Annotated in this window: 28 protein-coding genes and 4 pseudogenes; 10 read left to right on the top strand and 22 right to left on the bottom strand. The window is 70.4% G+C overall.

Annotated features, from left to right (window positions below; translation table 11 throughout):
* Window positions 1-54 precede the first annotated feature (54 nt).
* On the bottom strand, window positions 55-279 hold the full coding sequence (locus ACFC1R_RS27675; RefSeq protein WP_375943070.1) for a hypothetical protein: 225 nt from the start codon (window positions 277-279) through the stop codon (window positions 55-57).
* Here ACFC1R_RS27675 and ACFC1R_RS27670 point away from each other — a divergent pair.
* A complete protein-coding gene (locus ACFC1R_RS27670; RefSeq protein WP_375943079.1) occupies window positions 190-456 on the top strand; it encodes an HAD family hydrolase in 267 nt (88 codons plus the stop codon). The two genes, ACFC1R_RS27675 and ACFC1R_RS27670, sit on opposite strands and share 90 nt — an antisense overlap.
* On the opposite strand, the gene ACFC1R_RS27665 is transcribed toward ACFC1R_RS27670, so the two are convergent.
* Together ACFC1R_RS27665 and ACFC1R_RS27660 are read right to left on the bottom strand one after the other, a co-directional pair.
* Entirely contained in the window at window positions 434-937 is a 504-nt protein-coding gene (locus ACFC1R_RS27665) for an NADAR family protein (RefSeq protein ID WP_375943068.1), read from the bottom strand. The genes ACFC1R_RS27670 and ACFC1R_RS27665 overlap by 23 nt on opposite strands.
* A gap of 248 nt (window positions 938-1185) precedes the next feature.
* Window positions 1186-2214 carry a hypothetical protein gene (locus tag ACFC1R_RS27660; protein ID WP_375943066.1) on the bottom strand — a complete coding sequence of 343 codons (1029 nt, stop codon included), beginning with the start codon at window positions 2212-2214 and terminating at the stop codon, window positions 1186-1188.
* A 184-nt stretch (window positions 2215-2398) separates the two neighbouring features.
* Between ACFC1R_RS27660 and ACFC1R_RS27655 the strand changes: the two genes are divergently transcribed.
* A complete protein-coding gene (locus tag ACFC1R_RS27655; RefSeq protein WP_375943064.1) occupies window positions 2399-2590 on the top strand; it encodes a hypothetical protein in 192 nt (63 codons plus the stop codon).
* A gap of 175 nt (window positions 2591-2765) precedes the next feature.
* On the opposite strand, the gene ACFC1R_RS27650 is transcribed toward ACFC1R_RS27655, so the two are convergent.
* Both ACFC1R_RS27650 and ACFC1R_RS27645 read right to left on the bottom strand, forming a co-directional pair.
* A complete protein-coding gene (locus ACFC1R_RS27650; protein WP_375943062.1) occupies window positions 2766-3392 on the bottom strand; it encodes an HAD family acid phosphatase in 627 nt (208 codons plus the stop codon).
* Between the two features lie 36 nt (window positions 3393-3428).
* On the bottom strand, window positions 3429-4877 hold the full coding sequence (locus ACFC1R_RS27645) for a hypothetical protein (protein WP_375943060.1): 1449 nt from the start codon (window positions 4875-4877) through the stop codon (window positions 3429-3431).
* A gap of 404 nt (window positions 4878-5281) precedes the next feature.
* Between ACFC1R_RS27645 and ACFC1R_RS27640 the strand changes: the two genes are divergently transcribed.
* Both ACFC1R_RS27640 and ACFC1R_RS27635 read left to right on the top strand, forming a co-directional pair.
* Window positions 5282-5863: a TetR/AcrR family transcriptional regulator gene (locus ACFC1R_RS27640; protein WP_375943058.1), complete on the top strand. Its 582-nt coding sequence runs from the start codon at window positions 5282-5284 to the stop codon at window positions 5861-5863.
* Between the two features lie 133 nt (window positions 5864-5996).
* Window positions 5997-6146, top strand: a complete 150-nt coding sequence (locus tag ACFC1R_RS27635; RefSeq protein WP_375943056.1) for a hypothetical protein — start codon at window positions 5997-5999, stop codon at window positions 6144-6146.
* A 253-nt stretch (window positions 6147-6399) separates the two neighbouring features.
* On the opposite strand, the gene ACFC1R_RS27630 is transcribed toward ACFC1R_RS27635, so the two are convergent.
* The 6 genes and pseudogenes from ACFC1R_RS27630 to ACFC1R_RS27605 form a co-directional block, all read right to left on the bottom strand.
* Window positions 6400-7203 (bottom strand): Cof-type HAD-IIB family hydrolase, encoded by an 804-nt coding sequence (locus ACFC1R_RS27630; RefSeq protein ID WP_375943054.1) that lies wholly within the window; start codon window positions 7201-7203, stop codon window positions 6400-6402.
* 198 nt (window positions 7204-7401) lie between these two features.
* Window positions 7402-7752: a UBP-type zinc finger domain-containing protein gene (locus tag ACFC1R_RS27625; protein ID WP_375943052.1), complete on the bottom strand. Its 351-nt coding sequence runs from the start codon at window positions 7750-7752 to the stop codon at window positions 7402-7404.
* Window positions 7749-9209, bottom strand: coding sequence for an ATP-binding protein (locus ACFC1R_RS27620; protein ID WP_375943050.1), 1461 nt, complete (start codon window positions 9207-9209; stop codon window positions 7749-7751). The genes ACFC1R_RS27625 and ACFC1R_RS27620 overlap by 4 nt, the downstream gene beginning before the upstream one ends.
* Complete coding sequence (locus ACFC1R_RS27615; RefSeq protein ID WP_375943048.1) at window positions 9206-10882, bottom strand: FAD-dependent oxidoreductase; 1677 nt, start codon at window positions 10880-10882, stop codon at window positions 9206-9208. The genes ACFC1R_RS27620 and ACFC1R_RS27615 overlap by 4 nt, the downstream gene beginning before the upstream one ends.
* Window positions 10883-11419: 537 nt before the next feature.
* Window positions 11420-11682, bottom strand: a pseudogene (locus tag ACFC1R_RS27610) (IS701 family transposase); the annotation flags it as partial.
* 124 nt (window positions 11683-11806) lie between these two features.
* Window positions 11807-12322, bottom strand: a complete 516-nt coding sequence (locus tag ACFC1R_RS27605) for a GNAT family N-acetyltransferase (RefSeq protein ID WP_375943046.1) — start codon at window positions 12320-12322, stop codon at window positions 11807-11809.
* 188 nt (window positions 12323-12510) lie between these two features.
* Here ACFC1R_RS27605 and ACFC1R_RS27600 point away from each other — a divergent pair, with 188 nt between their 5' ends.
* Window positions 12511-12873, top strand: coding sequence for a hypothetical protein (locus tag ACFC1R_RS27600; RefSeq protein ID WP_375943045.1), 363 nt, complete (start codon window positions 12511-12513; stop codon window positions 12871-12873).
* Window positions 12874-12935: 62 nt separating this feature from the next.
* Here the strand turns inward: ACFC1R_RS27600 and ACFC1R_RS27595 are convergent, their stop codons facing one another.
* Window positions 12936-13124 (bottom strand): DUF6183 family protein, encoded by a 189-nt coding sequence (locus ACFC1R_RS27595; protein ID WP_375943043.1) that lies wholly within the window; start codon window positions 13122-13124, stop codon window positions 12936-12938.
* Between the two features lie 558 nt (window positions 13125-13682).
* Window positions 13683-15407, bottom strand: coding sequence for an amidohydrolase (locus tag ACFC1R_RS27590; RefSeq protein WP_375943041.1), 1725 nt, complete (start codon window positions 15405-15407; stop codon window positions 13683-13685).
* Between the two features lie 178 nt (window positions 15408-15585).
* Here ACFC1R_RS27590 and ACFC1R_RS27585 point away from each other — a divergent pair, with 178 nt between their 5' ends.
* Together ACFC1R_RS27585 and ACFC1R_RS27580 are read left to right on the top strand one after the other, a co-directional pair.
* Window positions 15586-16308: a hypothetical protein gene (locus ACFC1R_RS27585; RefSeq protein ID WP_375943039.1), complete on the top strand. Its 723-nt coding sequence runs from the start codon at window positions 15586-15588 to the stop codon at window positions 16306-16308.
* A gap of 59 nt (window positions 16309-16367) precedes the next feature.
* A complete protein-coding gene (locus ACFC1R_RS27580) occupies window positions 16368-16775 on the top strand; it encodes a PPOX class F420-dependent oxidoreductase (RefSeq protein ID WP_375943037.1) in 408 nt (135 codons plus the stop codon).
* Between the two features lie 90 nt (window positions 16776-16865).
* Here ACFC1R_RS27580 and ACFC1R_RS27575 read toward each other — a convergent pair whose 3' ends face one another.
* From ACFC1R_RS27575 to ACFC1R_RS27560, 4 genes and pseudogenes are all read right to left on the bottom strand, one after another.
* Window positions 16866-16946 carry a hypothetical protein gene (locus ACFC1R_RS27575; protein WP_375943077.1) on the bottom strand — a complete coding sequence of 27 codons (81 nt, stop codon included), beginning with the start codon at window positions 16944-16946 and terminating at the stop codon, window positions 16866-16868.
* Window positions 16930-17416: pseudogene (locus ACFC1R_RS27570) on the bottom strand (IS5 family transposase); the annotation flags it as partial. The gene ACFC1R_RS27575 and the pseudogene ACFC1R_RS27570, both read right to left, overlap by 17 nt.
* 28 nt (window positions 17417-17444) lie before the next feature.
* On the bottom strand, window positions 17445-18668 hold the full coding sequence (locus tag ACFC1R_RS27565; RefSeq protein ID WP_375943035.1) for a glycosyltransferase: 1224 nt from the start codon (window positions 18666-18668) through the stop codon (window positions 17445-17447).
* A gap of 3 nt (window positions 18669-18671) precedes the next feature.
* Window positions 18672-19448 carry a MerR family transcriptional regulator gene (locus ACFC1R_RS27560; RefSeq protein ID WP_375943075.1) on the bottom strand — a complete coding sequence of 259 codons (777 nt, stop codon included), beginning with the start codon at window positions 19446-19448 and terminating at the stop codon, window positions 18672-18674.
* Between the two features lie 179 nt (window positions 19449-19627).
* On the opposite strand from ACFC1R_RS27560, the gene ACFC1R_RS27555 reads away from it, so the two are divergent.
* Window positions 19628-20632 (top strand): GNAT family N-acetyltransferase, encoded by a 1005-nt coding sequence (locus ACFC1R_RS27555; RefSeq protein WP_375943033.1) that lies wholly within the window; start codon window positions 19628-19630, stop codon window positions 20630-20632.
* A 120-nt stretch (window positions 20633-20752) separates the two neighbouring features.
* Window positions 20753-21019, top strand: a pseudogene (locus ACFC1R_RS27550) (transposase); the annotation flags it as partial.
* Window positions 21020-21022: 3 nt separating this feature from the next.
* Here ACFC1R_RS27550 and ACFC1R_RS27545 read toward each other — a convergent pair.
* A pseudogene (locus tag ACFC1R_RS27545) lies at window positions 21023-21127 on the bottom strand (NAD-dependent epimerase/dehydratase family protein); the annotation flags it as partial.
* Between the two features lie 359 nt (window positions 21128-21486).
* On the opposite strand from ACFC1R_RS27545, the gene ACFC1R_RS27540 reads away from it, so the two are divergent.
* Window positions 21487-21951, top strand: coding sequence for a helicase associated domain-containing protein (locus ACFC1R_RS27540; RefSeq protein ID WP_375943031.1), 465 nt, complete (start codon window positions 21487-21489; stop codon window positions 21949-21951).
* 52 nt (window positions 21952-22003) lie between these two features.
* Here the strand turns inward: ACFC1R_RS27540 and ACFC1R_RS27535 are convergent, their stop codons facing one another.
* The 4 genes from ACFC1R_RS27535 to ACFC1R_RS27520 form a co-directional block, all read right to left on the bottom strand.
* Window positions 22004-22408 (bottom strand): DMT family transporter, encoded by a 405-nt coding sequence (locus ACFC1R_RS27535; RefSeq protein WP_375943029.1) that lies wholly within the window; start codon window positions 22406-22408, stop codon window positions 22004-22006.
* 50 nt (window positions 22409-22458) lie between these two features.
* Window positions 22459-22779, bottom strand: coding sequence for a DMT family transporter (locus ACFC1R_RS27530; protein WP_375943027.1), 321 nt, complete (start codon window positions 22777-22779; stop codon window positions 22459-22461).
* Window positions 22780-22933: 154 nt separating this feature from the next.
* Window positions 22934-23671: a DsbA family protein gene (locus tag ACFC1R_RS27525; protein ID WP_375943025.1), complete on the bottom strand. Its 738-nt coding sequence runs from the start codon at window positions 23669-23671 to the stop codon at window positions 22934-22936.
* Complete coding sequence (locus ACFC1R_RS27520) at window positions 23668-24156, bottom strand: nucleoside deaminase (RefSeq protein WP_375943023.1); 489 nt, start codon at window positions 24154-24156, stop codon at window positions 23668-23670. The genes ACFC1R_RS27525 and ACFC1R_RS27520 overlap by 4 nt, the downstream gene beginning before the upstream one ends.
* Window positions 24157-24226: the final 70 nt, after the last annotated feature.

Raw genomic sequence — 24226 nt, 5'->3', positions numbered from 1 at the left:
CGCGCCCATATCTGCTGCATCGGGAATCCCCTCCGTCGTCACGAGGGCCGGAACCTACCACCGGCCACTGACGATTGCCCGGGCAACCGTCTCCTGCGCGTCGGTCATGTGCGGAAACCCCTGTTCGACCGCCGGGCGAACTGATCTGTACGACAACGGCTTCTGAAGCACGTCGGTCTCACCAGCCCGCTGCAGCATGTCACCGTCTCCGGCGATGCAGGCGCCGCCAAACCCGACGCGAAGGTCTTCCGGACCGCATGCAGCAAGCTTCAGCTCCAACCGTCACAGGTGGTCTACGTCGGAGACCGACTCCAGACGGACGCAGAAGCGGCCATCACCGCCGGGCTGCACGGGATTTGGCTCGACCGGCGCGACGCCGCCTCCGTCGCATCGGTCCCACGCATCAGGACACTGACCGAACTCGCTCCTCTACTCACAAGCTGGTGTGGTGGTTGAGGCTGGTCAGGCCGTGCTGCTCCGCGGCGAGTTCGGCGCGGATGAGTTCGAGGAGTCGTCCCGTCCAGTTGCGTCCCATCCGGTCGTGCTGGCTCCAGTAGCGGGAGTGCATGTCGGTGTAGAGGATGGTGGCCTCGCCGGTTTGGGCCAGGACCTGTGCCAGGTTGGGGTGCTGGGCGAACTTCGCGCGCAGCAGCCGGGCCATCACTGCGGCGCGGGCCTGTTCCCAGCCGGGGCGCAGCGGAGCGTCCTTGGCGGTCTGCCGCGCGTCGTAGGGGGTGTTCGCGGCGCGGATCGCCTCCCGGCGCCGGTCGTCCGTGGTGGACAGGGCCCAGTAGGCGTGGCTGACGGTCGGGTACGCCACACCGTCGATCTCGATCGGCGCCGGGTACTCGTTGCGCAGGACCAGGACGCCGGGATCGGCCGGCCAGCCGCCTGGGTAGACGACCTGGCCCAGTTCGATGGCAGGAGCGTGCGCCACGTCCTTCCCGTCCACGGCGTGGCGCGCGTCGGCCCGGGCGAGTGCCGCCGAGATCCTGACATGCCCGCCAGCGCAGAGACCGCCGCTCCGGTCCGCGCCGCGAGGTCGCCTGGCCGGCCGACCGGGCGGAACTGTTTTGGATGGTGGAGCCGGTGAGCAGAACTCGCTGACGATTCGTCGGCCGGCGGTGGCCCCGCCCTCCCGCAGGGTCCTGCACCGGGCGGTGCCGCCTGCCGAACGGGCTCGGCTCAGCGCCCGCACACTCGGCAGGGGCGGCGGGTTCGCCGGTGGTACGACACCGCAGCCACGCCGAGCCCCAGTCCCCACAACCAGTACGCGGGCATTGCCACCCACAGGAACGACAGCGGCAGTGAGCCCGGATGCGGCCTGGGGCGGATCGTCTCCCCGACCAACTGGCCGATGCCCACACCGAAGTACACCAGCAGCCCGACGGAGAGCCCGGCTGCCGGCGGCAGCAGCAGCCGGCGCGGCACCCGGCGCCGGGCCAGCAGTGGCACCCAGCGAGGGAAGACCCGGCCCCAGCCGTGTACCAGGGACAGCGGCAGCAGCGTGCCCGCCATGACGAAGCCCGCCTCGAACACCGCAAGGGACACCTCCTCGGCCGGATCGAGGTGTCCCGGACTGCCCCAGCCCAGGCCGTACTGGGCGACGATCCTCAACCAGCAGGACGCGACCGCGCCGTAGGCCGCCCACCAGGCCCAGCGCGGGGGCCGCGTCGGCTCAGCCGACAGCGGCTCCCCGGTGCGGCTGCAGCATGGGCAGCCGCCCCAACGGCTACGCCGGTACGCGGCGGCGCAGCTGAACAGCAGGGCGGCCACCGCGAAGCAGGCCGCGCGGCTCAGCGCGCCGGGCAGGTTGTGCGGGATCCGCAGCCCGGGGATCAGGGCGCCGACCACATCGAGCAACAGCAGTGGGCAGGAGACGAGCAGTACACCGCTCACCGCCCAGGACGCCCCCAGCAGGCCGCGGTTGGGCCCGGCGGCCGTCCGCAGCCCGTGCGCGAGCGCCGCCGCCGCCAGGCACAGGACCGCGACACCCCAGTGCGGGACCACCAGCAGATCGGTGCCGAACCGACCGAAGGACGGGGCGTGGCCGAGCGACCACCAGGTCTGCAGCGCCGCGTAGCCGACCGCCGCGGCCTGGGTCGCCGGGACGGACCACCGCAGCCGGCCGCCGGGTGCGTCCGCCTCCAGCGCCGTCCGGGCGTGCGGACGTTCCGCGGAGGCAGCCGCGTTCTCCCGGGTCTCTGATGTCATGGCTCCCACTCTGAGGTCGCTGGTCCCACCCTGAATCGGCCGGACGAACGAAGCCGTTCCCCCACCAGGGGGAGATCGCCGACGGCCTCCAGGAGGAGGCCCCCAGCCACTTCCTGCGCGGAAGAGCTGGCGCTCGATCAACCCGGCTACCCGGCCGGGACCTCCGGCGCCCCTCGGCATCGCGGTGCGCTGGCAGCCCACCGACCAGGCCCCGCTGCCCGGCGGCGTCCTCGCCGTCAACGCCTGCACCCGCGACGGCCGCCCTGTCCCCGCCCGCCAGATCCACAACTTCATCCTCGAGTCCCACCTCGCCGACGCCGGACTGCGCACTGCCCACGTCGGGCAGCACCTGCTGTCGTGCACCCCGACGTGGTGATCCCAGGGACACCGGCCCCGAGGGAGGTCGCTGCGTCTGATCCTTCGGCGCTCGTACCCGGGCGGCCGCGGCGCGGGCTGCTGGCTCGGCCTTGGCCGTGACCTTGATGCCCGCCCGGGGCCCGGCACACCGGCCGGGCCCCGGGCGGGCGTGAGTTCACCCCGGTGAGGCAGCGTCAGGAGAGCAGGCCGTCGTAGTCCGGCAGCTTGAAGGTCCGCTCGGCGTGGCCACCGCCCAGGTCGGTCCAGTTGTTGCCGATGCTGGCGATGATCGTGTAGCCCTCGCTCTCCACCTTGATCCGCTCATCCGTCTTGTACTGCTGCACCGGCTCGAAGAGATTGCCCAGGTCACGCCCGCGCAGCTCGTCCACGGTGTAGCCCGCCTCGGTCAGGCTGTGCCGGGTGACCAGGTCGATGAAGTCCGGCCGCGCGGTAACGAAGATCAGCGAGACCCCGCGCGAGTGGGCGTACTGCGCCAGCTGCACGACCGGTGCGATGCCCGGCATCGCGAACGGGTGGAAGTGCGTCGCGAGGGTGGTGTTGTCGATGTCGAACACGATCGCGAGCTTCTGGTCCGTGGGCTCGGCCGTGCGCTGCTCGACGTACGCGCGGGCCGGCGCGATCGCGGTGCTCACGTCGGCCAGCCACTGCGCCTCGGTCACCGTGCCGGCGCTCGCGGTGCTGCTGCCCGCCGCGACGGCTGCCGCCGGGTGCGCCGGGGCCGCGACCGCGGGGGCGGCGAGACCGGCGGTGATCGCGGCCGTCAGGGCCGCGGTGGTGAGGAGCTTTGCCTTGATGCTCATATCTCGGACTCGGCCTTTCGTCTGATGGATCGTCAGTCAGCTGGTCGGCGTGGTACTCGGGGCCGCATTGCGGTACGAACCGGCCACGATGGGCCATTCGTCGTGGTAGGCCTTGAACGGCAGGTCCTTCTCGAACAGCGGGGTGCCGAGGATGGCGATCCGCGCCATCACGGCCCCCTCCACGTCGAGTCCGCCGTAGAGGCCGCCGCTGCCGTCGATGCTCGGCTCGGCGCCGCTGCTGTCGACGCTGACCGAGCCCTGCACCGCGGCCCGCAGGTACGGCTCGACGGTGGCCTTCACACCCACCGCGTCGTAGAGGGCGACCGACCCCTCGGCGGCCAGACCGCTGCGCACGTCGGCGGTGCCGGCGAAGGTGGCCTTGACGGGGGTGATCCTGGTGCTGATCGGGTCGGTGGCGGTGGTCCAGCCGGCCGCCTTGGTGTAGTCGGCGTGGATGGCCCAGTCGCCGTCGACGGATTGCGTGACGTCGACGCTGACGTTGCCGTCGGCGCTGACCTCGGCGTAGACCGTCAGGTTGAGGGTGATCACGACCGGCAGGTCGCCGACCATCACGGTGGGGGTGGCGGTGAGTGTGGCGACCGGGATCCTGACCGGACCGGTGGAGCCGGTGAGGCCGGCGGTGAGGTGCCAGTTGGCGTGCGCGCCCAGGTCGAAACCGACCTTGGCCTGCTCGGGGACGAGGATGCCGTGGGCGCCCTGGTAGGAGAAGACGACGCTCGGGTCGAGTTCGAGCGAGCCGCTGAGCGTGGCCTTGGCCCCGCCGGGCAGCGGGACGGTGTCGTTCGCGTCCAGCTCCAGTGCGGCCGAGGCCGAGCCGTTGCCGCCGTGCGGGTTCGGGACGTAGGTGGTCTTGAGGTCCTTGAGTCTGGGCGTGACCTGGATCTTGTGCGGATCCAGGGCGGTCTTGATGTTCGCCCAGGTCTGGCCGAGCAGTTCGGAGATCGTGGCCGGTCGGGTGTCGACCTGCACCTTCCCGTCACCGGCCGGCTTGACGGCGGTGATTGCCAGTAGTGCGCCGTGCGGCGCGGCGGCCGATGGCGGACTGTCGATCAGCTGGCCGGTCTGCACGGCGGCGGTGACCGCGGCCGTGGAGGACGGGCTGGGAATGCCCTTGCCGTTGTCGGCGGCGGCGAGCACGGCCTTGCCGGTCTGCTGGTTGTACGAGTCCAGTTTGAGGTCCGGCGTGACGGGTGTGACGGTCGGCGTCGCGGACGGGGACGGGGTGGCCGACGCCTTCGGAGTACCGGAGGCAATCGGGTGGGCCGACGGGGTGGCCGACGTGGTTCGGTCGGCGGCCGGGGTCACCAGGGTCACCGCGGGATTGCCGGCGGGGGCCAGGGTCGGCGCGGCCTGGGCGGTGCCGGGGTCAGCGGGTTGGGCTGCCGGGTTCGTCGGGTCGCAGGCGCTGAGCGAGAGCACCACGGATGCGGCGAGCACGGGCAGCGCGAGGGTGCGCATGGACATGCGGAGGGTCACCTTCGGCGTAAGGCGGGCAGGGAAGTTGTCGGCATGTCGATCAGTAAACTGTCAGGAACATGCCAGATTTCGCATCGGCAGGGTCCGCCACGGGAAGAGCCCGGGCGGCTTCCGGCAAGTCGAGGGAGAACGCACGGGAGGTGGCCGAAGTCCGCCGTCGGCCGGGACCGCGAAGGCGAGTTGCCCTTCGAAGTCGGGCCCGGTGCCACAGGGGCGACACCAGGCGCAATCCACCGGGCGCCCCCCTAAAACTAGAGCCAGTAGTTTTGCCTGGGCGAGAACGTACACTAGTGCGCATTCACGGCCCAACACCGGGGGGCGACCCAAGCAGCAGGCGAGAGGACGAACAGATGGGCAGGCCGCCACGGCCACTGCTGACCCGGGACGGGATCATGCAAGCAGCTCTCGCACTGGTCGACGAAGAGGGCGCCACCGCGCTCTCGACCACCCGGATCGCGGCCCGACTGGGCGTCAAGGGCCCGTCGCTCTACAACTACGTCTCGGGCCGCGACGAGATCATCGACGGGATCTGCGATCTCATCGTCGCCGAGATGGAGCTCGACCCGGGCATCCGCCCGTGGACGGCCGCGCTCGACAGCTGGGCTCGCGCCTACCGCGCAGCGTTCGCCGCCCACCCGAACATGGTGCCGCTCCTGGTGACGCGGCCGACGCAGTCCGTCACGGCGCTCCAGAGCTACGCCAACGCCTTCGCCGTGCTGCGCGAGGCCGGCTGGCCGGAGGAGCACCTGGTCCCGATCGTCCAGTGCATCGAGTACTTCCTCGCAGGCGCAGCCCTCGACTTCGGCCTACCGCGCAAGGCGTCGCTGCCCACCAAGGGCCTCCCGCCCGGCCTGGACCCCCTCCTGAACGCCCCACCCAACTTCAGCGAACTCGCCTTCGAAACCGGCCTGTCCACCCTGATCCGCGGCTTCCAGGAAACCCTGAACAGCCTTCTGATCCGCCACGACGGCTGACGCACCGGCCACTTCGGCGCCATTGCGAGCGTGCCGGTCTGCAACGAGCCGAAAACCGAAACGGGCCGGGCAGTCCGGCCGTTGCCGACATCGCGGGCCGCATGCGCTTGATCGGATCGGAAGTGACACGAAGATGAACACGGGTACCGAATCAGACGCCGACCGGCTGCGGCACCGGCGGGACTTGCTCGCGAGCGAGCGGGACGCCGAGGCGCTGTACTCGCGGCTCGCCGAGGCCGAGTCGGGTGAGCGGCGCAAAATCTTCGATCACGTCGACCATTAACGCGGGACGACCGCCGAAGTCACCGGGGTTTATCGCGGGCCATTTCACGGCTGACCGCGTCCCGCCGCCCTGCGGCCTCGTGCACGACACCGACCACTGACCAGGTCGAGCCCACCACTTCTGTCGGCAGGTGGTCGACGGCACCGTGGTGGTCCGCGATGACGCCGCCGTCGGGGGCGCGCGGCACGTCGCGCGGGGAGACCGGGTGGAGCCGGGCGCATGGCCGCGGCCGGCCCGAACTCGAGCGGCTCGGTCATAGGATGAACTGCTCGACCGCGTTCGCGAAACCCTCCTCCTCGTTGCTCGTCGTGACCCGCCTCGCCGCGCGCTGGACCTCGTGGCTAGCGTTGCCCATCGCGATGGACAGTCCCGAGTGCGCGAACATCAGCACGTCGTTGGGCATGTCGCCGATCGTGGCGATCTGGTCGGGGGAGATCCGGAGCTTCGCGGACCAGTACGTGACGACACCGCCCTTGTTGGCCTGCGGATGGGTCACGTCGAGGTAGTAAGGCTGGGAGCGGGCGGCCGAGACATGTTCGCCGAACCGGGCGCGAGCCGCGACCGCGGCCGCCTCGACGACCTGGTGGTCATCGCTGACCCCGACGACCTTGGCGGCGCCCTGTTCGAGCCCGTCGAAGCCGGGAACGAGCGTGGGCGCGAACTGCACCGTCCAGCTCTCGCGGTCCACGTGCGGCCCCGTCAGGTCGCGGACGTACCAGTCGGCGCCCCGGTAGATCCAGACACTGAGGCCGAAGGACTCCATCAGCGCGACGACCGGGGCCACCACCTCTGCGGGAATGACCCGCTGCTCGACGACGGTCATGTCCGGCTCGACGATGAGACCGCCGTTGAAGGCGGCGAGTTCGGTGGCCAGTGCAAGCGGCTCGATGAGCATGGACATGCCGCGGGGCGGTCTCCCGCTGGTCACCGCGAAGACGATGCCGGCGTCGTGGAGCTTGTGGACCGCCTGGACGGCGCGGTCGGTCAGGACCTTGCCGCCCGTGACCATGGTGCCGTCGACGTCGGCAAGGAGCAGGCGGATCGTTGGGGTCGGCACGGCGCCTCCGTGGACTCTGGTCGCGGCCGGCCCGGGCGGGGAGCGGCAACGACGATGGATGCGGGAGACCAGTGGAATGGATCCCGGTCGGCTGGACCTCCGGAAACCACTTCCAGCCGGTGAAGTTCACCGCAGTCGCGTTCCTGCGGAACGGAGGGGAAAGCTGATGTCCTTCCTGATCGACGTTCGCGGCGGCCCCTAACCCAGGCGATCGGCCCAGTTCGCCGGTACACGCCCCGCGGGGCCGGGCGTCGGCTGATCGGCGGGGTGGCTCTCCGGCGGTGCCAGCTGCGGACCCGACTCGTACATCTCGGAGGTCTCGTAGTTCCAGAACCAGCTCTCGCCCGGTTCGAAGCTGCGGATCACCGGGTGTCCGGTGGCTTCGGCATGGGCGGTCGCATGCTTCGACGGCGAGTCGTCACAACAGCCGATGTGGCCGCAGAGCGCGCAGCGCCGCAGGTGGAACCACCACCCGCCGACGGCGTCGCACTCGGGGCATCCGGTACCGCTCGGCGGGACCGAGGGGTCGATTCCGTTCCGGGAATTCATGACGGCTCCTGTGGGGCGTCGGATTCGGTGGAGGTCAGCGGGAGGCGTACCTGGAACCGGGTGTCGCCGGGCACGGACCGCACCCGAAGGTCACCGTGGTGCTTGTTGACGACGATGCGCCACGAGATGTCCAGACCGAGACCTGTACCTTCACCCACCGGTTTCGTGGTGAAGAACGGGTCGAAGATGCGGTCGCGGATCTCTGCGGGCACCCCGGGCCCCGTGTCGCCGAACTCGACGAGGACATGGCCGCCGTCCCGCGCGGTGCGCACCGTCAACGTGCCTCCGGCGCCCGTGCTCCTCATCGCTGCAACGGCGTTGTCGATCAGATTCGTCCAGACCTGGTTGAGCTCGCCCGGGTAGGCCGGGATCTTCGGCAGCGTGCAGTCGTACTCCTTGACGACGGTGATGCGGGGGCCGATCTTCCCGGAGAGCATCAGCAGCGTGCTGTCGAGCAGTTCGTTCACGTCGGCGACCTGGTACGGCGCCCGGTCGAGTTGGGAGTACTGCTTGGCCGCGGTGACGAGGGCCGAGATGCGAGCGGTCGAGTCCTCGATCTCGTTCATGAGGAGCTCGGTCTCGACGGTGCAGTTCAGCCAGCGTACGGCGCCTCCCAGGGTGTCCTCGTCCACGGCCGCCGCGACCTGGTCCAGCCAGTCGGTGTCCAGGCCCGCCTGGACGAACGTCGGCGCCAACTGCCATGCGTCCGCGATGCCCTGGGCCTCCAGCCAGTCGGAGACGGCGTCCTCCCGGTCCGACGCTTCGAGTGGGTTCAGGGTGCCGGCGGCCTTGGCGACGCGCTCGGCCGTACGTTCCTGGACCTCGACGAGTGCCTCCAGGCTGTCGCGCCGGTACGGGCCCGCCGCGATGGCGCCGAGCTTGTGGCGCATGCCGGCGACCCGCTCCCGGAGCGCCGACGTCGCTCGCACCGCCGCCGCGGCGGGGTTGTTGAGCTCGTGGGTCAGCCCTGCGGACAGGGACCCGAGAGCCAACAGCCGTTCTCGCTGGCCGACGGCCTCCTGGACGTTCTTGATGCCGAAGAAGAGCCCTTCCAACAGGTGCACGGCCATGGGGAACCACTCACGCATGATCCCGGCGAAGCTCTCCGCAGGAAGCACGAAGAACCGCGAAGGCTCGATGACACGCAGGGAACTGTTGTACACCTGCTGTACGCGGTCGCCCAGGTAGGCCTGGAAGGCTCCCGCGTAGACACCGCGGCTGGAACTCCGGCTGACCTCCACGTCGTAGTCGCCGGTCCTGCGCGAGAGCACGAGGCTCCCTTCGAGCAGCACGTAGAAGCAGGTGGCCGGGTCGCCCTCCAGGTACACGGGCCCGGGGTCGAACGCCTCCACACGGCCGTCACGGCACAGCCGCGCGATCTGGTCGGGGGCCAGCTCCTCGAACAGGAACAGCGTGCCGATCTCCTGCCGGCTGCACGGCACCGGCCGCCCGTTCACGACTGCTCCAGATACCGGTGCACGAGCATGACGGCCATGGCTCCCTCTCCGACGGCGGAGGCGACGCGCTTGGCGGACTCGGCGCGCGCGTCCCCCGCCACGAACACGCCGGGCACATTGGTTTCCAGGTGGTACGGCGGCCGGTCCAGCTCCCATCCGGCCGGCGGACGCCCGTCCGCGGTCAGGTCGGGGCCGGCCAGGATGAAGCCGCGCGGGTCCCTCAGCACCGTGCCCTCCAGCCAATCGGTCCGCGGGGCCGCGCCGATGAACACGAACATCCACTGGGCATCGACGAGTTCCGTGCCCCCGGTCGCCGTGTCGCGCAGGGTCAGCTGCTCCAATTGGTGCGTGCCGTGGGCGGCCTCGACGACCGTGTTGGTGCGCACCGAGATCGTGGGCGTGCTCGTGACCTGCTGGACGAGGTAGTAGGACATCGAGGAGGACAGGGACGGTCCGCGCACCAGGATGGCGACCGACTTGGCGCCCCGGGCCAGGTACATCGCGGCCTGGCCGGCGGAGTTCGCCCCGCCGACGACGTACACGTCGTGGCCTTGACACGCGGCCGCCTCGGTCAGCGCCGAGCCGTAGAACACCCCGCACCCGGTGAGGTCGGCCACGCCGGGCGCCTCGAGCTGCTGGTACGACACGCCGGTCGCGAGGATCACGGAGTGCGCGGCGACCGCGGAGCCGTCCGAGAACCGGACGACGCGCGCCGCGCCGTTGATCTCCAGCCCGGTGACCTCGCGTGCGGTCAGCACCTCGGCGCCGAACTTCGCCGCCTGGCGCCGGGCCCGGTCGGTGAGCTGCGCCCCGGACACCCCGTCCGGAAAGCCGAGGTAGTTCTCGATCCGTGAGCTCTGGCCCGCCTGGCCCCCGGTCGCGGAGCGTTCCACGAGGACGGTGCGCAGACCCTCGGAGGCCCCGTACACCGCCGCGCCCAGACCGGCGGGCCCGCCCCCGATGATCGCGAGGTCGTAGAAACGGGCCGCCGGAGTCGTCGCCAGGCCGACCCGGGCGGCGAGGTCGTGATCATTGGGCTCGATCAGTGCGGTGCCATCCGGAGTGATCACCAGCGGGAGCCGCAGACCGTCCGCGCCGGCGGCGCACAGCAGCCGCCGACCTTCCGCCTCGTCGGACGAGTACCAGCGGTACGGCACCTCGTTGCGGGCCAGGAACTCCCGCACGCCCCACGAGCGAGCCGACCACCGGTGTCCGATGACCTTGGTGACGGCCACCGGCCGACGATCGGTGGCCCTCCAGGTCTCCAGCAGATCGTCCACGACCGGGTAGAGCTTCTCCTCCGGGGGGTCCCAGGGTTTGAGGAGGTAGTGGTCGAGGTCGACCACGTTGATCGCATCGATTGCCGCATTGGTGTCCGCGTACGCGGTGAGGAGCACCCGCCGCGCGCCCGGGTACACGTCGAGAGCCTGCTCCAGGAACTCGATGCCGTTCATCTGCGGCATGCGGTAGTCGGCCAGGATCACCGCCACGAGGCCGCCCCGCAGTTTCAGCTCGTGCAGAGCGCCCAGCGCGGACTCCCCGGACTCCGCGCGCACGACGCGATACACCTCGCCGTAGCGTCGCCGCAGGTCACGGGCAACGGCACGCGACACTCCGGGGTCGTCGTCCACGGTCAAGATGACGGCCCGCGCTGCGTCGGCAGCCTGTGCCATGCGTCTCCTGCCCCGGGCCGGCAAGTTCCTCGCCCTGGCGTCGCCGGCCCGTGTACGCCTGTACGCCGGTGACATCCATTGTATGAGCGGCCGTGTGGCCTCGCTCCGAGAACCGGGCTGTACCGGCCGGCTCGACCAGCGGTCCGGACCGAGGGTCCATCCTGCATCCGGACACCTGGCAACTGGGACGAGTGAGCCCGGCGGAAGCAGTTTCGGGCGGGAACCAAGAGCAATACGAGCAAGCGGTGTACGGCGGAGATCAAGCGGGACGCGGCACGCCGGTGCTGGGCAACCTCGAGCGCTCGATACGCCTGCCCCAGCCCGCCCCACCGAGACCGCGCGCGCCGGTCTCTTCCTGTAAAGCTCTGCTCGGCATCGGGCTGCCCCCGCAGCGGCTGCGAGCACGCGCATGTTCCCGGCGGGAACAGCCGGGGCTCCGGATCCCGCGTCGGCAGGGAGCACTCGCCCGTGGCCGCCGCCCGTTGGGACCATCCCCACGGGTGCGGGGAGCAATCCGGTGCAGGGCGCTGCTGGCTAGAGCACGGCCTCGTCGTCGCACAGGTGCTCCACCACGTAGGTGCGCACGTCGTCACGGACGGCGTCGGCATCCCACTTCGCGCGGTGCAAAGCTGTAGGTGCTGCATGCCGTCCGGGCCGGCGTCACCCGCGTGCTCGGCCGGGGTCCAGCAGTTCTTCCTCGGCAGGTCGGACAGCAGGCCCAGCACCAACACCGTTGCGCGCCGCCGTGGTTCGACGGGCGCGAACCGGCCCGCGATACGGCCCGTCAGCTGATCGAACATCGCCCGCCACCGGGCAGGCACTACGCTGTGACCTGCGGCCACCGCGTGATCGTCTGTTTTCACGGGCCGATGATCGACGGTGGCCGCAGCTGTGGCGCCATCGACCCACTTACAAGATCGCAAACTAGATTTTGATCCAGTACCGCCGCGCGGGGCCGTGTTCGGTGCCCCGGACGCCTTCGAGGACGCCACCGTTGCGCTCGATCGTCTTCACCGAGGCAAGGTTGTCGACCTCGCAGACGAGCAGTACCCGGTCCAGACCGAGTGCCCGCGCCTCGTCGAGTATCTGGCCCAGCGCCCAGGTGGCCAGCCCGCGCCGACGTGAAGACGGCCGGATGCCGTAGCCGATGTGGCCAAACTGCAGCACGTAGTCATTGAGCCCGTACCGCAGTGCGATCCCGCCGTGCACCCGGTCGCCCTCGACGATCCATCGGTATGTACAACCGTGGTCGGTCTCAACCGGTTTCGGGCCCGACCCGTCAGCCAGCAGCGCCACCCAGGCCGCGAACCCCTCCGGTGAGTCGACCTCGTCGGACGGTCCCAGCCCGAATCCATCCTCGTGGAGGCCGGTACCCCACTCGTGATGCGCCTCAAGCCAGGAGGAGTGCAAGTAGGTTGTGGGCGCGATCAGTTGAGGCATACAGCGACGATACCGACCCAGGCCATCGCGATCTACGGCTGGAGTATTACTGCAGCCGTCTCGATCTCGGTTCGGTCGTGCCCGTCCCGGCTCAACGGGTGGGCAAACCGCGATCGACAGTCACCGGGTGAGGAAGCGGAAGCGGAATCTGTTGGCCGATGACGAAGCTCAGCCGGTACGGTCAGTCCGTGTGCACTTATGCCTTCGTCCACTACAAGCTGCACTACGCATGCGTTTCGTGTCGGATCAGCTTCAAACGGCATCCCGGCGACGCCGGACACAAGTGTCCGCGCTGCGCCGGGTCGCTGCTGTGCGCCGGCCACGACTTCGCGGCACCCCGCCGCAGCGATCGGAAGGCTTGGTCGGTCGTCGCGGCGGTCCTGGGCGCCGGGCTGCGCTACGAGGGCTTCGAGCCGTGCGGTTGCGGGCGGGAGCCGAAGTTCCGCCCCCGTACCCGCGCCCAGCTGCGCGCCCGCCGCATCGCCGCCACTCGGACCGGCACCCCGCTCGCGGAACTACTCGGCCAGGCCGACCCGCTGGAGACCCGCTGATCCCGGCAGGGCTCGGCACAGCTCACTCGGTCCAGCTCTGCAACACATGAGCCACGGGTACCTCAGTCGGTGTCAGTCGCGGCGAGCACGGCGATGCGCCGACGGCCTGGGGAGCGCGCGGCCAGGCCGATGTCCCAGGCCACCTGCTCGAACCACTTCGTGTCGGCGCCGAAGCCGTGCCAGACGCAGTCCAGCACATGTGCTTCGAGACCGCCCGCACCCTCCTGCCCGACCTCAAGAGCCCGTTCCACCACCGCCCCACCCCGACGCTCGCACGCCGCTTCGGCGGCTGGCGCCCCCCAGGACACCGAACTGCTCGCCCTGCTCGACGAGACCGCCCACAGCGACAACGACGAGCTCGCCACCGCCGCAGCGGTCACCGCTGCCCGGCTCGGCGCCGACCCGGCCCCGGCGCTACGCCTGCTGGAAGACCGTCTCGGCGACAACGGCTGGTCGCTGGAAGAGACGGGCCGCGTCGGCTCGGCCGCCGCACCGCTTCTGCCCCTGACCGAGCGCCACCCCGCCGCCGGCCACGACTGGAACCGCATGCGCGCCGCCGAAGCCCACTGGCACATCACCGGTGACCCCTCCAAGGCACACCCGGTCCTGACCGCGCTCGCGGGGCCCCGCCCCGTGGGCGTCCGCGCCCCCGGCTGGCCGACGAGGAACAGACCACACGACCGGCCGGGCAGGCGGTGCGCGCCAGAGTCATGTGATGCGCGTCAGGGGAACCGGCTTGAGTCGTCGCACCGGATAGTGGGCGCCCGGTGGCCGAGGCCGCCGGGCGTGGCCCGGCAGGGTGCCGTCGTTCAGCAGCAGCCCCACTGCGGGGTGGGCGCGGTGGCCGGGGTTGCGGAGGCCCGGCCGCCGGGTGCGGGCGGGTGGATGGTCGTCCCTGCCTTGATCGTCTCGATGACCTCGATGTCGCGGATCGCCTCCGGGTCGACCGTCAGCGGGTTGGCGCTGAGGATCACCAGGTCCGCGAGCTTGCCGACTTCGATGCTGCCCTTGCGGTCCTGCTCGCCGTACTGGTGGGCGGCGTTGAGGGTGATCGCGCGGACCGCCTCCAGGGCCGATACCCGCTGCTCCGGCCCGAGGACGACTCCGTCGGTGCGGGTGCGCCGGGTCACCTGGCTGGACAGTACGGCGATCGAGTTCGGCAGCGCCACCGGCGCGTCGTGGTGCGAGGTGTAGCGCAGGCTCCGGTCGAGCGCCCAGCGGGCGGGGGAGATGCCAGCGGCCCGCTGCTCGCCGAGGACGGTCCTGCGGTACCAGTCGCCCCAGTAGTAGGTGTGCATGGAGAAGAAGGACGGCACGATCCCCAGCCGGGCGAACGCCTCGACCTGGTCCTCGCGGGCGGTCTGCGCGTGGATCGCCACGGTCGGCCGCCGGCCCGGCCCGGCCGACTCGACCGCCCGGAGGAACTGGTCGATCGCCGCGTCCCCGTTGACGTGCGCGAGTACCTGCCAGCCCCGCTCGACCGCCGTGCTGACCTGCTTGGCCACCACCGCGTCGTCCGGCTGTGCCGGGTACCCGCAGTAGTCCTCGGGCTGCCCGGCCGGCGGTGTCAGGTACGGCTCGGTGAGCCACGCCGTGCGCCCCTGTGGCGAGCCGTCCAGCACCAGCTTCACCCCGGCCGCGCGGACACCGTCCACGTACTCGTCGCTCACCTTGATCGGGTCGTCCAGCGCGGACGAGGTTGCCTCGTCGGCCTTCACGTACGCGACCACGTCGACCCCGAACGGCACGGCGGCGGCCGTGTCCCGCAGCGCCTTGAGGTTGGCGAGGGTGGTGCCGCCCTCCTGGACGGTGGTGAAGCCGAAGCTCGCCGCTGCAGCCGCGCCGGTGACGAACAGCATCAGCAGTTCCCGTTCCGGAAGCCCCGCGAGCGCCAGGTCCGAGGCCGGGGTGAACGCCTTCTCCTCCAGCACCCCGTCGGGCTCACCGTACGAGGGTGGGACGGCGAGTTCGCGCCGCCGGATCACGCCGCCCTCGGGGTCGGGCGTGGCGGCCGAGTAGCCGAGCCGCTTCAGGCCGAGGCTGTTCACCGCGCCGAGGTGGAAGGACTGGTGGATGGCGAGCACCGGGCGGTCCGTGGACACCTTGTCGAGGTCGTCGCGGGTGGGGTGGCGGCCCTCGGCGAGCATCGCGTCGTCGTACCCGAACCCGACGATCCACTCGGAGTCCGCACCCACCGGGCTGTCGGCCCAGGCGCGCAGCTTGTCCTTCAGCGAGGCGAGGTCGGTGACGTCGCCGTCCGGCGCGGCCAGCAGGTTGGCGATGGTGGCCTGGAGGCCGATGCCGCCGAGGTGCCCGTGCGCGTCGACGAACCCGGGTAGCAGGGCGCGGCCCTCGAGGTTCCGCATGACGGTGCGCGGGCCGCTCCACCGGTCCAACGCCTCCTGCCGGGGGCCGACGAAGACGATCGTGCCGTCCTTGACGGCCACGGCCTCGGGCCGGGCGTCGCCGTCGGCGCTCTCGGCGACGGTGACGATCTCGCCGCCGTGGAGGATGAGGTCGGCCTGCTGGGCCATGCGGGGCTCCCGGGGGTAGGGGTTGGCGCCAAGCTCCTACCCATTGTGATCACAGAGTTACCTTCTGTGGTGTCCTGTCGGTGTGGCGTGATCGGGTGATGGAGGCCGACCGTCCGGCGGAGCCGTCCCGGGGGCCGGGGACCGGGGCCTGGGCCGGGTGAACCTCCGCTTACCGTCGGTGCGTAGGGCGGGGAGCGGCAGCTACGGCATCCGCGCCCTCCACCACGGCGCCGGCCTCGCCAGCGTCACCCTGCAGCTGGTGGACTCCATCCCGACCGAGGGCCGCTGCAGTGACCCGGGCGGCACCTTCGTCCGGGTCTCCGACGCCGACCGCAGCGGCACGGGCGCGGGCGTCCTCGTCCAGCCCCACCACCTCGACGCCCTGACGGCGATGCGCGGGCTGCGGTTCGGGGGTCAGGGGCAGGTGTCGAGCATGGAGGAGAGGGCGCTCTTCTCCGTTGTGGTGGTGGTCAGGTTCCACCCGTACTTGACGCGGGTGCAGTCCTCGGCGTGGGTGCACCAGAAGGCGGTGTTCTTCGGCTTCCACTGGTCGGGGCCGGAGTCGCCCTTGGAGGAGTCGGAGGACGAGGAGGCGATCAGCAGCTGGGGGTCCGTCAGGTCGTTGCCGCACGCTTTTCCCTGGGTGGCGGTCCACTTGTCGGCGCCGACCGGCGGGGAGCGTCATTCCCAGCACGCGATGACGACACCCTCGACCAGGCGCCGCCGTCGCCGCCCGTCGTGCGATTCGGCCGGGTGGGTGAAACGTGCGAAGCACCCGGGGCCGGCGGGCTTGGCGCTCGGGCCCGGCCACGTGCCGGGATCCGGGATGTGCGAACTGCGGCGCGCGATGCGGCGGGAACTTGCCGGGACAGCCGCGCTTTTGCAGGCTGTCGGTTGCTGACCTCCACCGGCGTCAGTCGGTCCGGGGGCAGCAGTCAGCCGAGGAAGGGAACCCGCTCTGTGTCCGCCGAACTCTCCGACGACCTGAAGAAGCTCATCGACGACAGCCCGGTCTTCGCGACCGTGGCCACGGTCCAGCCGGACGGCAGCCCGCAGCTGTCGGTCACCTGGCTCACCCGGGACGGCGAGGACCTGCTGGTCTCCACGACCGTCGGCCGCCGCAAGGAGAGAAATCTGCGCCGCGACCCGCGGATCACGGTCATGATCAACCCGGCGAACGCGCCCTACACCTACGCCGAGGTCCGTGGTACGGCCACGCTGACCACGGAGGGCGGCCAGCAACTGATCGACGCGCTGTCGCGCAAGTACACGGGCAAGGACTACGCGGACTTCAACCCGGCGTCGAAGGACGACGCCGACCGCGTCGTCGTCCGCGTCACCCCGCGCAAGATCGTCGGTTCGATCTGACGCCCACCTGACGGGGCGAACCTCGCCGCGCCGAGCCCGGAGCGCGAGGGCCCGACCGAGATTCCGTGACCGGCGGCTGGGCGCCGGGAGTCAGCGGTCGCCGGTCCGGGTTCCGTGAAGGTCGTGCAGGGTGCACAGCAGCGCGGTGCGGGCCGGGTCGGCGCCCTCCATCGCGGCGAGGATGATGCCGATGACAGTGGCACGGTGGCTGTGCTCGGCGACCGCCCCGCGAACGGCCGAGTCCTTCGTCGGGGCGGTGCTGCCGAGGCGTTGATCCTCTCTTCGGCACCTGCGGCGTTCTGAGCGGTTCCCCAGCAGCGTGCTGGTGTGCCCGGCACGAGGTGGAATCCACGCTCACCATGCTCCAGTCGACCTGCCCCTGGTCATCGGCGTGTGCCTGGATCGCATGGAAGATCCTCTCCCAGGTGCCGTCCGCCGACCACCGGCGACGGCGCTCATGGACCGCCTCCCAGCTCCCGGACCGGCTCGGCGGATCCTGCCATGGGACACCTGTACGAACCTTGAACAAGATCCCGTTGATCACCTTGCGGTGATCAACCCAACGCCCGCGCCGGTGCCCGGACTTCGGCAGATGCGGCGGGTCACGCCCACTCGTCATGTGTCGGATCGCCCCGCTCCACGACCCGAACAATGGCCCATCGTGACGCGTCACATGATCCGCCGGACACGCCCTGTGTCAGCCACTAGTTCGACCACGCTCCCCGTGCCGTCCTCCTCCGCCATCCGCCGAGCGGTCGCTGCCGCCCGCTCTCGGTAGGACGGCTGTGTGACGGCCTGCCGGATCGCACCGGCGAGCCGCTGCGCGGTGAGCCCGCCGAACGGGATCGGCTCGACCGCCGCCCCGAGCACCGCGAGCCGCCGGGCCCAGAACGGCTGGTCCGCTGTGACAGGGACGGGAACGGACGGCACTGCGGCCCGGAGTCCCGCCGCCGCCGTCCCGGCGCCCGCGTGATGGACGACGGCCGCCATCCTCGGGAACAGTGCGGCGTGCCCGATCGGCCCCACCGTCAGCACGTCGTCCGAGTCGGCCGCCAACCCGGCCCACCCGCTCTGGAGCACACCCCGCAGCCCGGCCGACCGCAGCGCCTCCACCGCGAGCCGGCTCAGCCGCTCACCCTGCCCGGACCCCATGCTCCCGAAGCCGATGAATACCGGCGCGGGGCCGGCCGCCAGGAACTCCTCCACCTCCCTGGGAAGAGCTTCCTGCCCGGCGGGCCACCAGTTGCCCACCACCTCCAGCCCCGGCCGCCAGTCCGCAGGGCGCCCCACCACCGCGGCGCTGAACCCGTGGAGCACGGGCCACTGCTCCCGCTCCAGCCTGCGGCGCATCGCCTGGCCGGACAGCGGTGGCAGACCGAGCCGCGTTCGCAACTCCCGTACGGCGTCGCGGTGGATCCGGTCCACCACCCCGAGCGCGACCCGCCCGACCGCCCGGTTCCCCCACCGCCCGAGCGAGCGAGCGCCCCCGACGACCGGCGCGAAGTTCCCGGTGGGCTCGACCGGTTGCAGGAACACCCCGGCACTCGCCGCCCCCACGGCCTCCGCCACGTGCCAGCCCAGCGGCGCCGTCGTGGTGGAGAGCAGCAGCACGTCCACCCCCGGCTCGGCCACCTCGGCGATCCCCCGCCCCAGCTCCCCGACGAACGCCTTCGCCTTGCGGATCAGCCCGTCCTTCCCTTGCCCCGTCTCCCCGTCGGCCCGCGGATCCCCCGGGAGCAGCCGGTACTCCAGCCCGCACTGTTCCACCCATGAGGCATAACTCCGGTGCGTCGCCAGTGCGACCTCGTGCCCTGTCTCGGCCAGCCGCACGCCGAGCCCGGTGTACGGCGCCACGTCCCCGTAGGAACCCGCCGCGGTGATCAGAATGCGCATCCCTCAGCCCTCCACCGTGCGGTCGGCGTTGGCGTGGATCGCGCCGTGCAGGAACTGCGTCAGGCCGGGCAGTTGCTCGGACGGCGGGACGAGCATCGCGAAGGCCCGGGGATCGGTCAGGTAGTCGTCCGCGATCCTGCGGTGCGCATCCGGCGGGCACGGGGTGAACCACCGCTCGACATGGGCTCGGTGCTGCTCGGCCAGGTCCATCGCCCGCTCGCCATCGGCCGTTTGGCCGTCCTCGAAGGCGGCGATCAGCTCCCGCCGCCAAGCCGCGGACTCGGCCATCAGCTGCCGCCAGTCCTCCTTGGTGTGTCTGGCCGCCCGGGCCATCGACTCCCACTGCATCGCGCTGCCACCCCACTTCAGCCGGGCGTCGGTCGCATAGCTGAGGTCCCAGTCGACCTCGCCGAAGATGTCGAACCGCTCCCCGGGGGTCAGCCGAACCCCGGTCCGCTCCACCTCGATGGCCTGTTCGGCCACCTCGACCAGCTTCTGCAGCTTGGTGATCTGCTCGTTGAGCTGCGCGTGGCGCCCTCTGAGATGGTCGAGCGCACTGGCGCGCGGATCCGCCAGGATGCTACGGATCTCCTCGATCGGGAAACCGAGCTCCCGATAAAAGAGGATCTGCTGGAGTCTGGCCAGGTCGGCGTCGTTGTAGAGCCGGTACCCGGCCGCGCTGCGCTCGCTCGGTGACAGCAGCCCCGTCCGGTCGTAGTAGTGCAGCGTGCGCACGGTCACCCCGGTGAATCCGGCGACCTGTCCCACTGAGTAGCTCATGCCCTGCTCAGCCATGCCCGATCTCCCTCCCGATCGCCTCCATGCTGAAGCCTGACGTGAGGAGAGGGTCAAGCCGGGACCGGGACAGAACCGTGAACCGGTGAAATACTCACGAAACGTCCTCCGGTGAGACCCGGCAGGCGATCTCCGCCCTCGAGGTCCAGGAAAGGAATGTCGTCATGAGCCTGGACGTAGCGCCGTTCGCAGCGGAACGCGCCTCGGCGGCCGAGCTCCGCGCTTGGTACGAACTCGCCGTCACGGCAACTGCCGTGGACTACCCGAGCGCCCCGGTGCCGCCGTACGACTCCTACGTGCAGCAGCTTTGCCAACCCACCTCGTACCGCGGGCTGCAACGGCTGTGGGTCGCGCGCGACGACGGGCGGCTGGTCGGCATAGCGAGCGCCGTTTTCCCGACGGACGAGAACAGCGAGCGGGCCATCATCACTGTGCGCGTGTCGCCCCGGAACCGCAGGCGCGGTGTCGGGACACGACTGCTCCAGACGATGCTGCCCGAGATCCGCTCACGCGGCTGCCAGATGATCGCCGGTCAGACCAAGGCAGGAGCGGACGGCGAGAAGTGGACGAGTGCCCTCGGCTTCCGCACGGTCGTGCAACGCGCTTCACACCACCTGGACGTCAGGAGCGTGGACCCGGCGCGGTGGCGGGTGCCGCCGGCGGCCGGGTTCCGGATCCAGAAGTGGGTGGACACAGCCCCGGACGACCTCGTGCAGGGATTCGCCCGAGCGCGCAACGCCATCGCCGACTCACCGACCGGTGAGGCGAGCTACCGGCACCCCGACTGGACCGCGGAACGGGTGCGGCAGTACGAGGCCAGGATGCGCGAGATCGGCGAATCACACCGGTACGTCGTGGCCATCGACGAGCGCAGCGGGGCGGTGGCGGGCTTTACCGAGATCGCTGTCGTCCCGCAGCAGTGGAGTTACTGCTACCAGGAGGACACAGCCGTGCTGCCCGAGTTCCGCGGGCTCGGACTCGGCCGGGCGATCAAGGCCTCGATGATGCGGTGGCTCACCGCTGACCTTCCTCGCCTGGAACAGGTGCACACGATGACGGCGTCCGAGAACCTCCACATGATCCGCGTCAACGCCCAACTCGGCTACGTGACCGACCACGTCGTGGCAAGCGTCGAGTCCGAGCTCGGCGCGCTCGAAGCCCTGAGGTGACCCCCGGAATGTGGACACAGGGGTTCATGCTGCGAGTGAGAGTTCAGGGCACGTATTTGGTCGTGATCAATCTGTGCGGTTCACCCTCGCGGCGGGTCCTGATCCGGTAGACCGTGGTGCGTGACGCGAGCGCAACTGACGGATGCGGAGCGGGAGTTCACCGAGCCGTCCCTACCGATCGGCGAGTACGGCCCGTACCCGGAGCGGCTGCGGCGGCAGTTCGAGGGGGTGATCTGGCGGTTTCGGACGGGCGGGCAGTGGCGGGAGATGCCGAAGGAGTCCGGCGCCTGGTCGACCGTCTCCAATCCGTTCCGGCACTGGAAGGACGCCGGTGTCGGTGAGCGCGCCCGCGACGGGGGTTGCACCCAGGTCCGACAGGGTGCGCGCGGTGTGCCCGCTGCGCGCCGGCGCCGTCACTTCGATTCCGTGCCGGATCAGCGCCTTGATGGTGGAGCGGCCGATGTAGCCGGAGCCGCCTGTGATGAAGACCCTCATCGCCCTCACGGTCCTTGGCCAATAGCACTGGGAGATCCGCCGCTTCCTCCGCCCTCGCGCCGCGCGGCGATCAGCAGCCCGATTCGGCCGGCCCCGTGCTTTCGTGACGGCGTAGACGGCACAGATAGGGGTGTGCAGCACATCTACCCTCTGCACGGTTCGCAGGACGTTGCCACAGACGCCCGCCGCATTTCCTTTCCATCCTTCGCCGGGCCGCTGTGGTCGGCACCTGCACCGCACCTGTACCCGGGCCGTAGTCCAGCACCTACAACGGCGTCTGGGTCTCCCCGCGACTCCGGCCGCACCCCGCAGAGCTCATCTCCTGGCCGGCCCGCCAGCACCATCTGAACGGACAGGGCTTGCTCAACGCGGCCCGGGGGAGCGAGCTGGACGCGCTCGGGACGATCTGGTCGAAGAACGCCAACGCCGTGGAACGCGGCTACGCCGACGCCGCCGCGTTCCACGGCGTGCACAGCCACCTGGCGCTCCCGGCGGCGAAGCCCGACGACTACGCGGTCGGCGCGTGGATGCGCCGACCGCGCAAGGCCGAGAAGCTCACGAAGGACCAGATCGTCATGCTGACCGCGCTGGACGAACTGGGGCTGCTGACCGGACTGGAACCGCTCCTACCACCAGATGCTCGCCTACCTCGCGGCCGGCGGCACGGCTGTCGGTGCTCCAGTCCGCTACTCCGAGGCACTTGTGGCTGCCCGGCCTGGTGGGCGGGCGGACGCCTGGGCCGTGCGGTGGTGGCGGGTGTCTGGGGCGGGGGTTTGTTCCCGATGCGGCGCTATCCGGGTTTCCTGGTCCGCCGGCCCGCCTGACCCGGGTGGGTGGGTTCGTGGGCTGGGCTGGGCTGGGTGGTTCGAGGGGGTGTCAGAGTTCTGCAGGTTGGGTTTCGCGGGGTGTGGTGGTGGTGTCGGGGGTGGTGTTTTGGGGGCGGTCGGCGAGTTTGAGCCAGATGACTCCGGCGATGATGACGGCGAGCCAGAGGGCTTGGGTGGTGTTGAGGGTTTCGTTGAAGATGACGGGGCCTAGGAGTGCTGCGCCGACGGATCCGATTCCGGCCCAGACGGCGTAGCCGATGCTGACGTCGATGGTGCGGAGGGCGGCGCTGAGTGCCCAGAGGGTGAGGAGGAAGAAGACGACGGCGATGAGTGACCAGGTGAGGCGGGTGAAGCCGTGGCTTCCGCCGACGCAGAGTGCGTAGCCGACTTCGAATCCTCCGGCGAGTAGGAGCATGAGCCAGGAGTTGGCTGAGGGGCGGGGTGTGTCGGGCATGTGGGTGGGTCCTTTCGTGGGCGTGGCTGTGGTTGGGGTGGTTGGGGTTTTCAGGCGGCGCCGCTGAGTTGGAGGCCGACGACTCCGGCGATGATGATGGCGATGCCGAGTGCTTTGCGCCAGTTGAGGCGTTGGCCGAAGAGGAGTGCGCCGAGGAGGGTGATGCCGATGCCGGCGACGGATGTCCAGATGGCGTAGCCGACGCCGACGTCGAAGGTGAGGAGTGCCTTGCTGAGGAAGTAGGTGCCGATGGCGCCGCTGATGAGGGTGGCGGCTGTCCAGGGGCGGTTTTTGAAGCCTTCGGCCTTGCCGGCGGCGATGGCGACGGCGATTTCGAAGATGTCGGCGATGGCGAGGTAGAGCCATTGCATGAGGGGTGGTCCTTTCGTTCGGTGGGCTTGGGGCTTGGGGCTTGGGGCTTGGGGCTTGGGGCTTGGGGGTTGGTGGCGCGGGGTGCGTTGTTGTTGCGGTGTGTGCCTGCGGGGGGCGCGGGGGCGTGGGTGTGGCGTGTGGTGGTGGGATTGGTCAGCAGCCGTTGATTCCGCAGGCTGGTGCGTCTTGGGTGGGTGCGTGTTCGGTTTGGGTGTCGAGTACGGCTTTGCGGATTTGGGCTGTGGTGGGGACGCCTTCGATGCGGTGGTGTTGGCCGATGATGATGGTGGGGACGACGGTGATGCGGTGTGCCTGTGCGGTGCGCAGTGCGTCTTGGTGGGTCTGGGTGTAGGTTCCGGTGGTCAGGGCCTGGGTGAACCCGGTGGTGTCCAGGCCGAGTTCGGAGGCGATGTCGGTGAGGACGTCGAGTTGGCCGATGTCCCGGTTTTCCTGGAAGAAGGCCCGCAGGATGCGGGGGGTGTATTCCGCGGCCCGGCCGTGTGCGGCGGCGTAGTGGTGGCCTTCGAAGGCGAGGCGGGTGTAGGGCTGGGGCGAGATGGTGGGCAGGGTGATGTCCACGCCCATCCGGCGGGCCATCGGATAGACCGAGCGGGCCCAGATCGCCGGGAGGTAGTCGTCTTCGGGGCGGAGTGTGGGAGTGGGGTGGGGCCGTAGCTCGAAGGGCATCCATTCGATCTCGGTGTCGAGGTCGTGGGTGGCTTCGTGCAGGGGGCCTTCGGCGAGCATGCAGAACGGGCAGACGTAGTCCGACCAGATCTTGATGCTGACCGTGCCGCTGACCGTGCCGCGGGCGGTGCCGCGGGCGGTGCCCTGGGCGGTGCTGCCGGTGGTGCCGTGGGCGGTGTTGCCGGTTGGACCGGTTTCGGTCATGGCTGCCTCCGGTCCATGGCGAGGAACTCCTCGAAGGGTTTGGTTGCTTCGGGGATCTGCAGGGAGGTGACCTTCACGGGCCAGTCCGCCGGGTCCTGGGCGAAGATCGAGTAGGAGCCGGTGTAGTCGAAGCCGTACCGTGCGGCCGTGGTGCGGTCGACTGCGTGGACGATGTGGCTGACGTTGAAGTACAGCGAGGCCATGTAGCACAGGGCGCAGGGTTCGCCGGAGGCGATGAGGGTGGCTCCGGCGGTGGCGTGCAGGCCGTAGGTGGAGGCGGCTTCGCGCAGTGCGGTCACCTCGGCGTGGGCGGTGGGGTCGTTGTCCTCGCGTACCCGGTTGAAGCCGGTGGCGAGGATGCGGCCGCGGTTGACCACCACGCCGGAGAACGGGATGCCGCCCTTGGCGACGTGCTCGCGGCTGATCCGTACCGCCTCGCGGACGTACTCGGTCAGCTCGCTCTCGGGGATCTCGGAATGTCGCAACGTTGCTCCCCGGCTCAGACCGTGGTCGGGCTGTCGGCGGTGGGTGCCGTGGTGTCAGGCATGAAGTCCC

Source organism: Kitasatospora sp. NPDC056138, from assembly GCF_042264695.1.
Taxonomy (GTDB): Bacteria; Actinomycetota; Actinomycetes; order Streptomycetales; family Streptomycetaceae; genus Kitasatospora.
Note: the sequence above shows the minus strand (reverse complement) of the source record. Positions and strands in the feature narration are given on the sequence as shown.

What these genes read in the sequence shown, in the direction of transcription:
- ACFC1R_RS27660 (WP_375943066.1), bottom strand. Translation starts at nt 2,214, where the DNA reads ATGACATCAGAGACCCGGGAGAACGCGGCTGCCTCCGCGGAACGTCCG.
- ACFC1R_RS27650 (WP_375943062.1), bottom strand. Translation starts at nt 3,392, where the DNA reads ATGAGCATCAAGGCAAAGCTCCTCACCACCGCGGCCCTGACGGCCGCG.
- ACFC1R_RS27645 (WP_375943060.1), bottom strand. Translation starts at nt 4,877, where the DNA reads ATGTCCATGCGCACCCTCGCGCTGCCCGTGCTCGCCGCATCCGTGGTG.
- ACFC1R_RS27640 (WP_375943058.1), top strand. Translation starts at nt 5,282, where the DNA reads ATGCAAGCAGCTCTCGCACTGGTCGACGAAGAGGGCGCCACCGCGCTC.
- ACFC1R_RS27635 (WP_375943056.1), top strand. Translation starts at nt 5,997, where the DNA reads ATGAACACGGGTACCGAATCAGACGCCGACCGGCTGCGGCACCGGCGG.
- ACFC1R_RS27625 (WP_375943052.1), bottom strand. Translation starts at nt 7,752, where the DNA reads ATGAATTCCCGGAACGGAATCGACCCCTCGGTCCCGCCGAGCGGTACC.
- ACFC1R_RS27615 (WP_375943048.1), bottom strand. Translation starts at nt 10,882, where the DNA reads ATGGCACAGGCTGCCGACGCAGCGCGGGCCGTCATCTTGACCGTGGAC.
- ACFC1R_RS27605 (WP_375943046.1), bottom strand. Translation starts at nt 12,322, where the DNA reads ATGCCTCAACTGATCGCGCCCACAACCTACTTGCACTCCTCCTGGCTT.
- ACFC1R_RS27590 (WP_375943041.1), bottom strand. Translation starts at nt 15,407, where the DNA reads ATGGCCCAGCAGGCCGACCTCATCCTCCACGGCGGCGAGATCGTCACC.
- ACFC1R_RS27575 (WP_375943077.1), bottom strand. Translation starts at nt 16,946, where the DNA reads ATGGAGGGCGCCGACCCGGCCCGCACCGCGCTGCTGTGCACCCTGCAC.
- ACFC1R_RS27565 (WP_375943035.1), bottom strand. Translation starts at nt 18,668, where the DNA reads ATGCGCATTCTGATCACCGCGGCGGGTTCCTACGGGGACGTGGCGCCG.
- ACFC1R_RS27560 (WP_375943075.1), bottom strand. Translation starts at nt 19,448, where the DNA reads ATGAGCTACTCAGTGGGACAGGTCGCCGGATTCACCGGGGTGACCGTG.
- ACFC1R_RS27555 (WP_375943033.1), top strand. Translation starts at nt 19,628, where the DNA reads ATGAGCCTGGACGTAGCGCCGTTCGCAGCGGAACGCGCCTCGGCGGCC.
- ACFC1R_RS27535 (WP_375943029.1), bottom strand. Translation starts at nt 22,408, where the DNA reads ATGCCCGACACACCCCGCCCCTCAGCCAACTCCTGGCTCATGCTCCTA.
- ACFC1R_RS27530 (WP_375943027.1), bottom strand. Translation starts at nt 22,779, where the DNA reads ATGCAATGGCTCTACCTCGCCATCGCCGACATCTTCGAAATCGCCGTC.
- ACFC1R_RS27525 (WP_375943025.1), bottom strand. Translation starts at nt 23,671, where the DNA reads ATGACCGAAACCGGTCCAACCGGCAACACCGCCCACGGCACCACCGGC.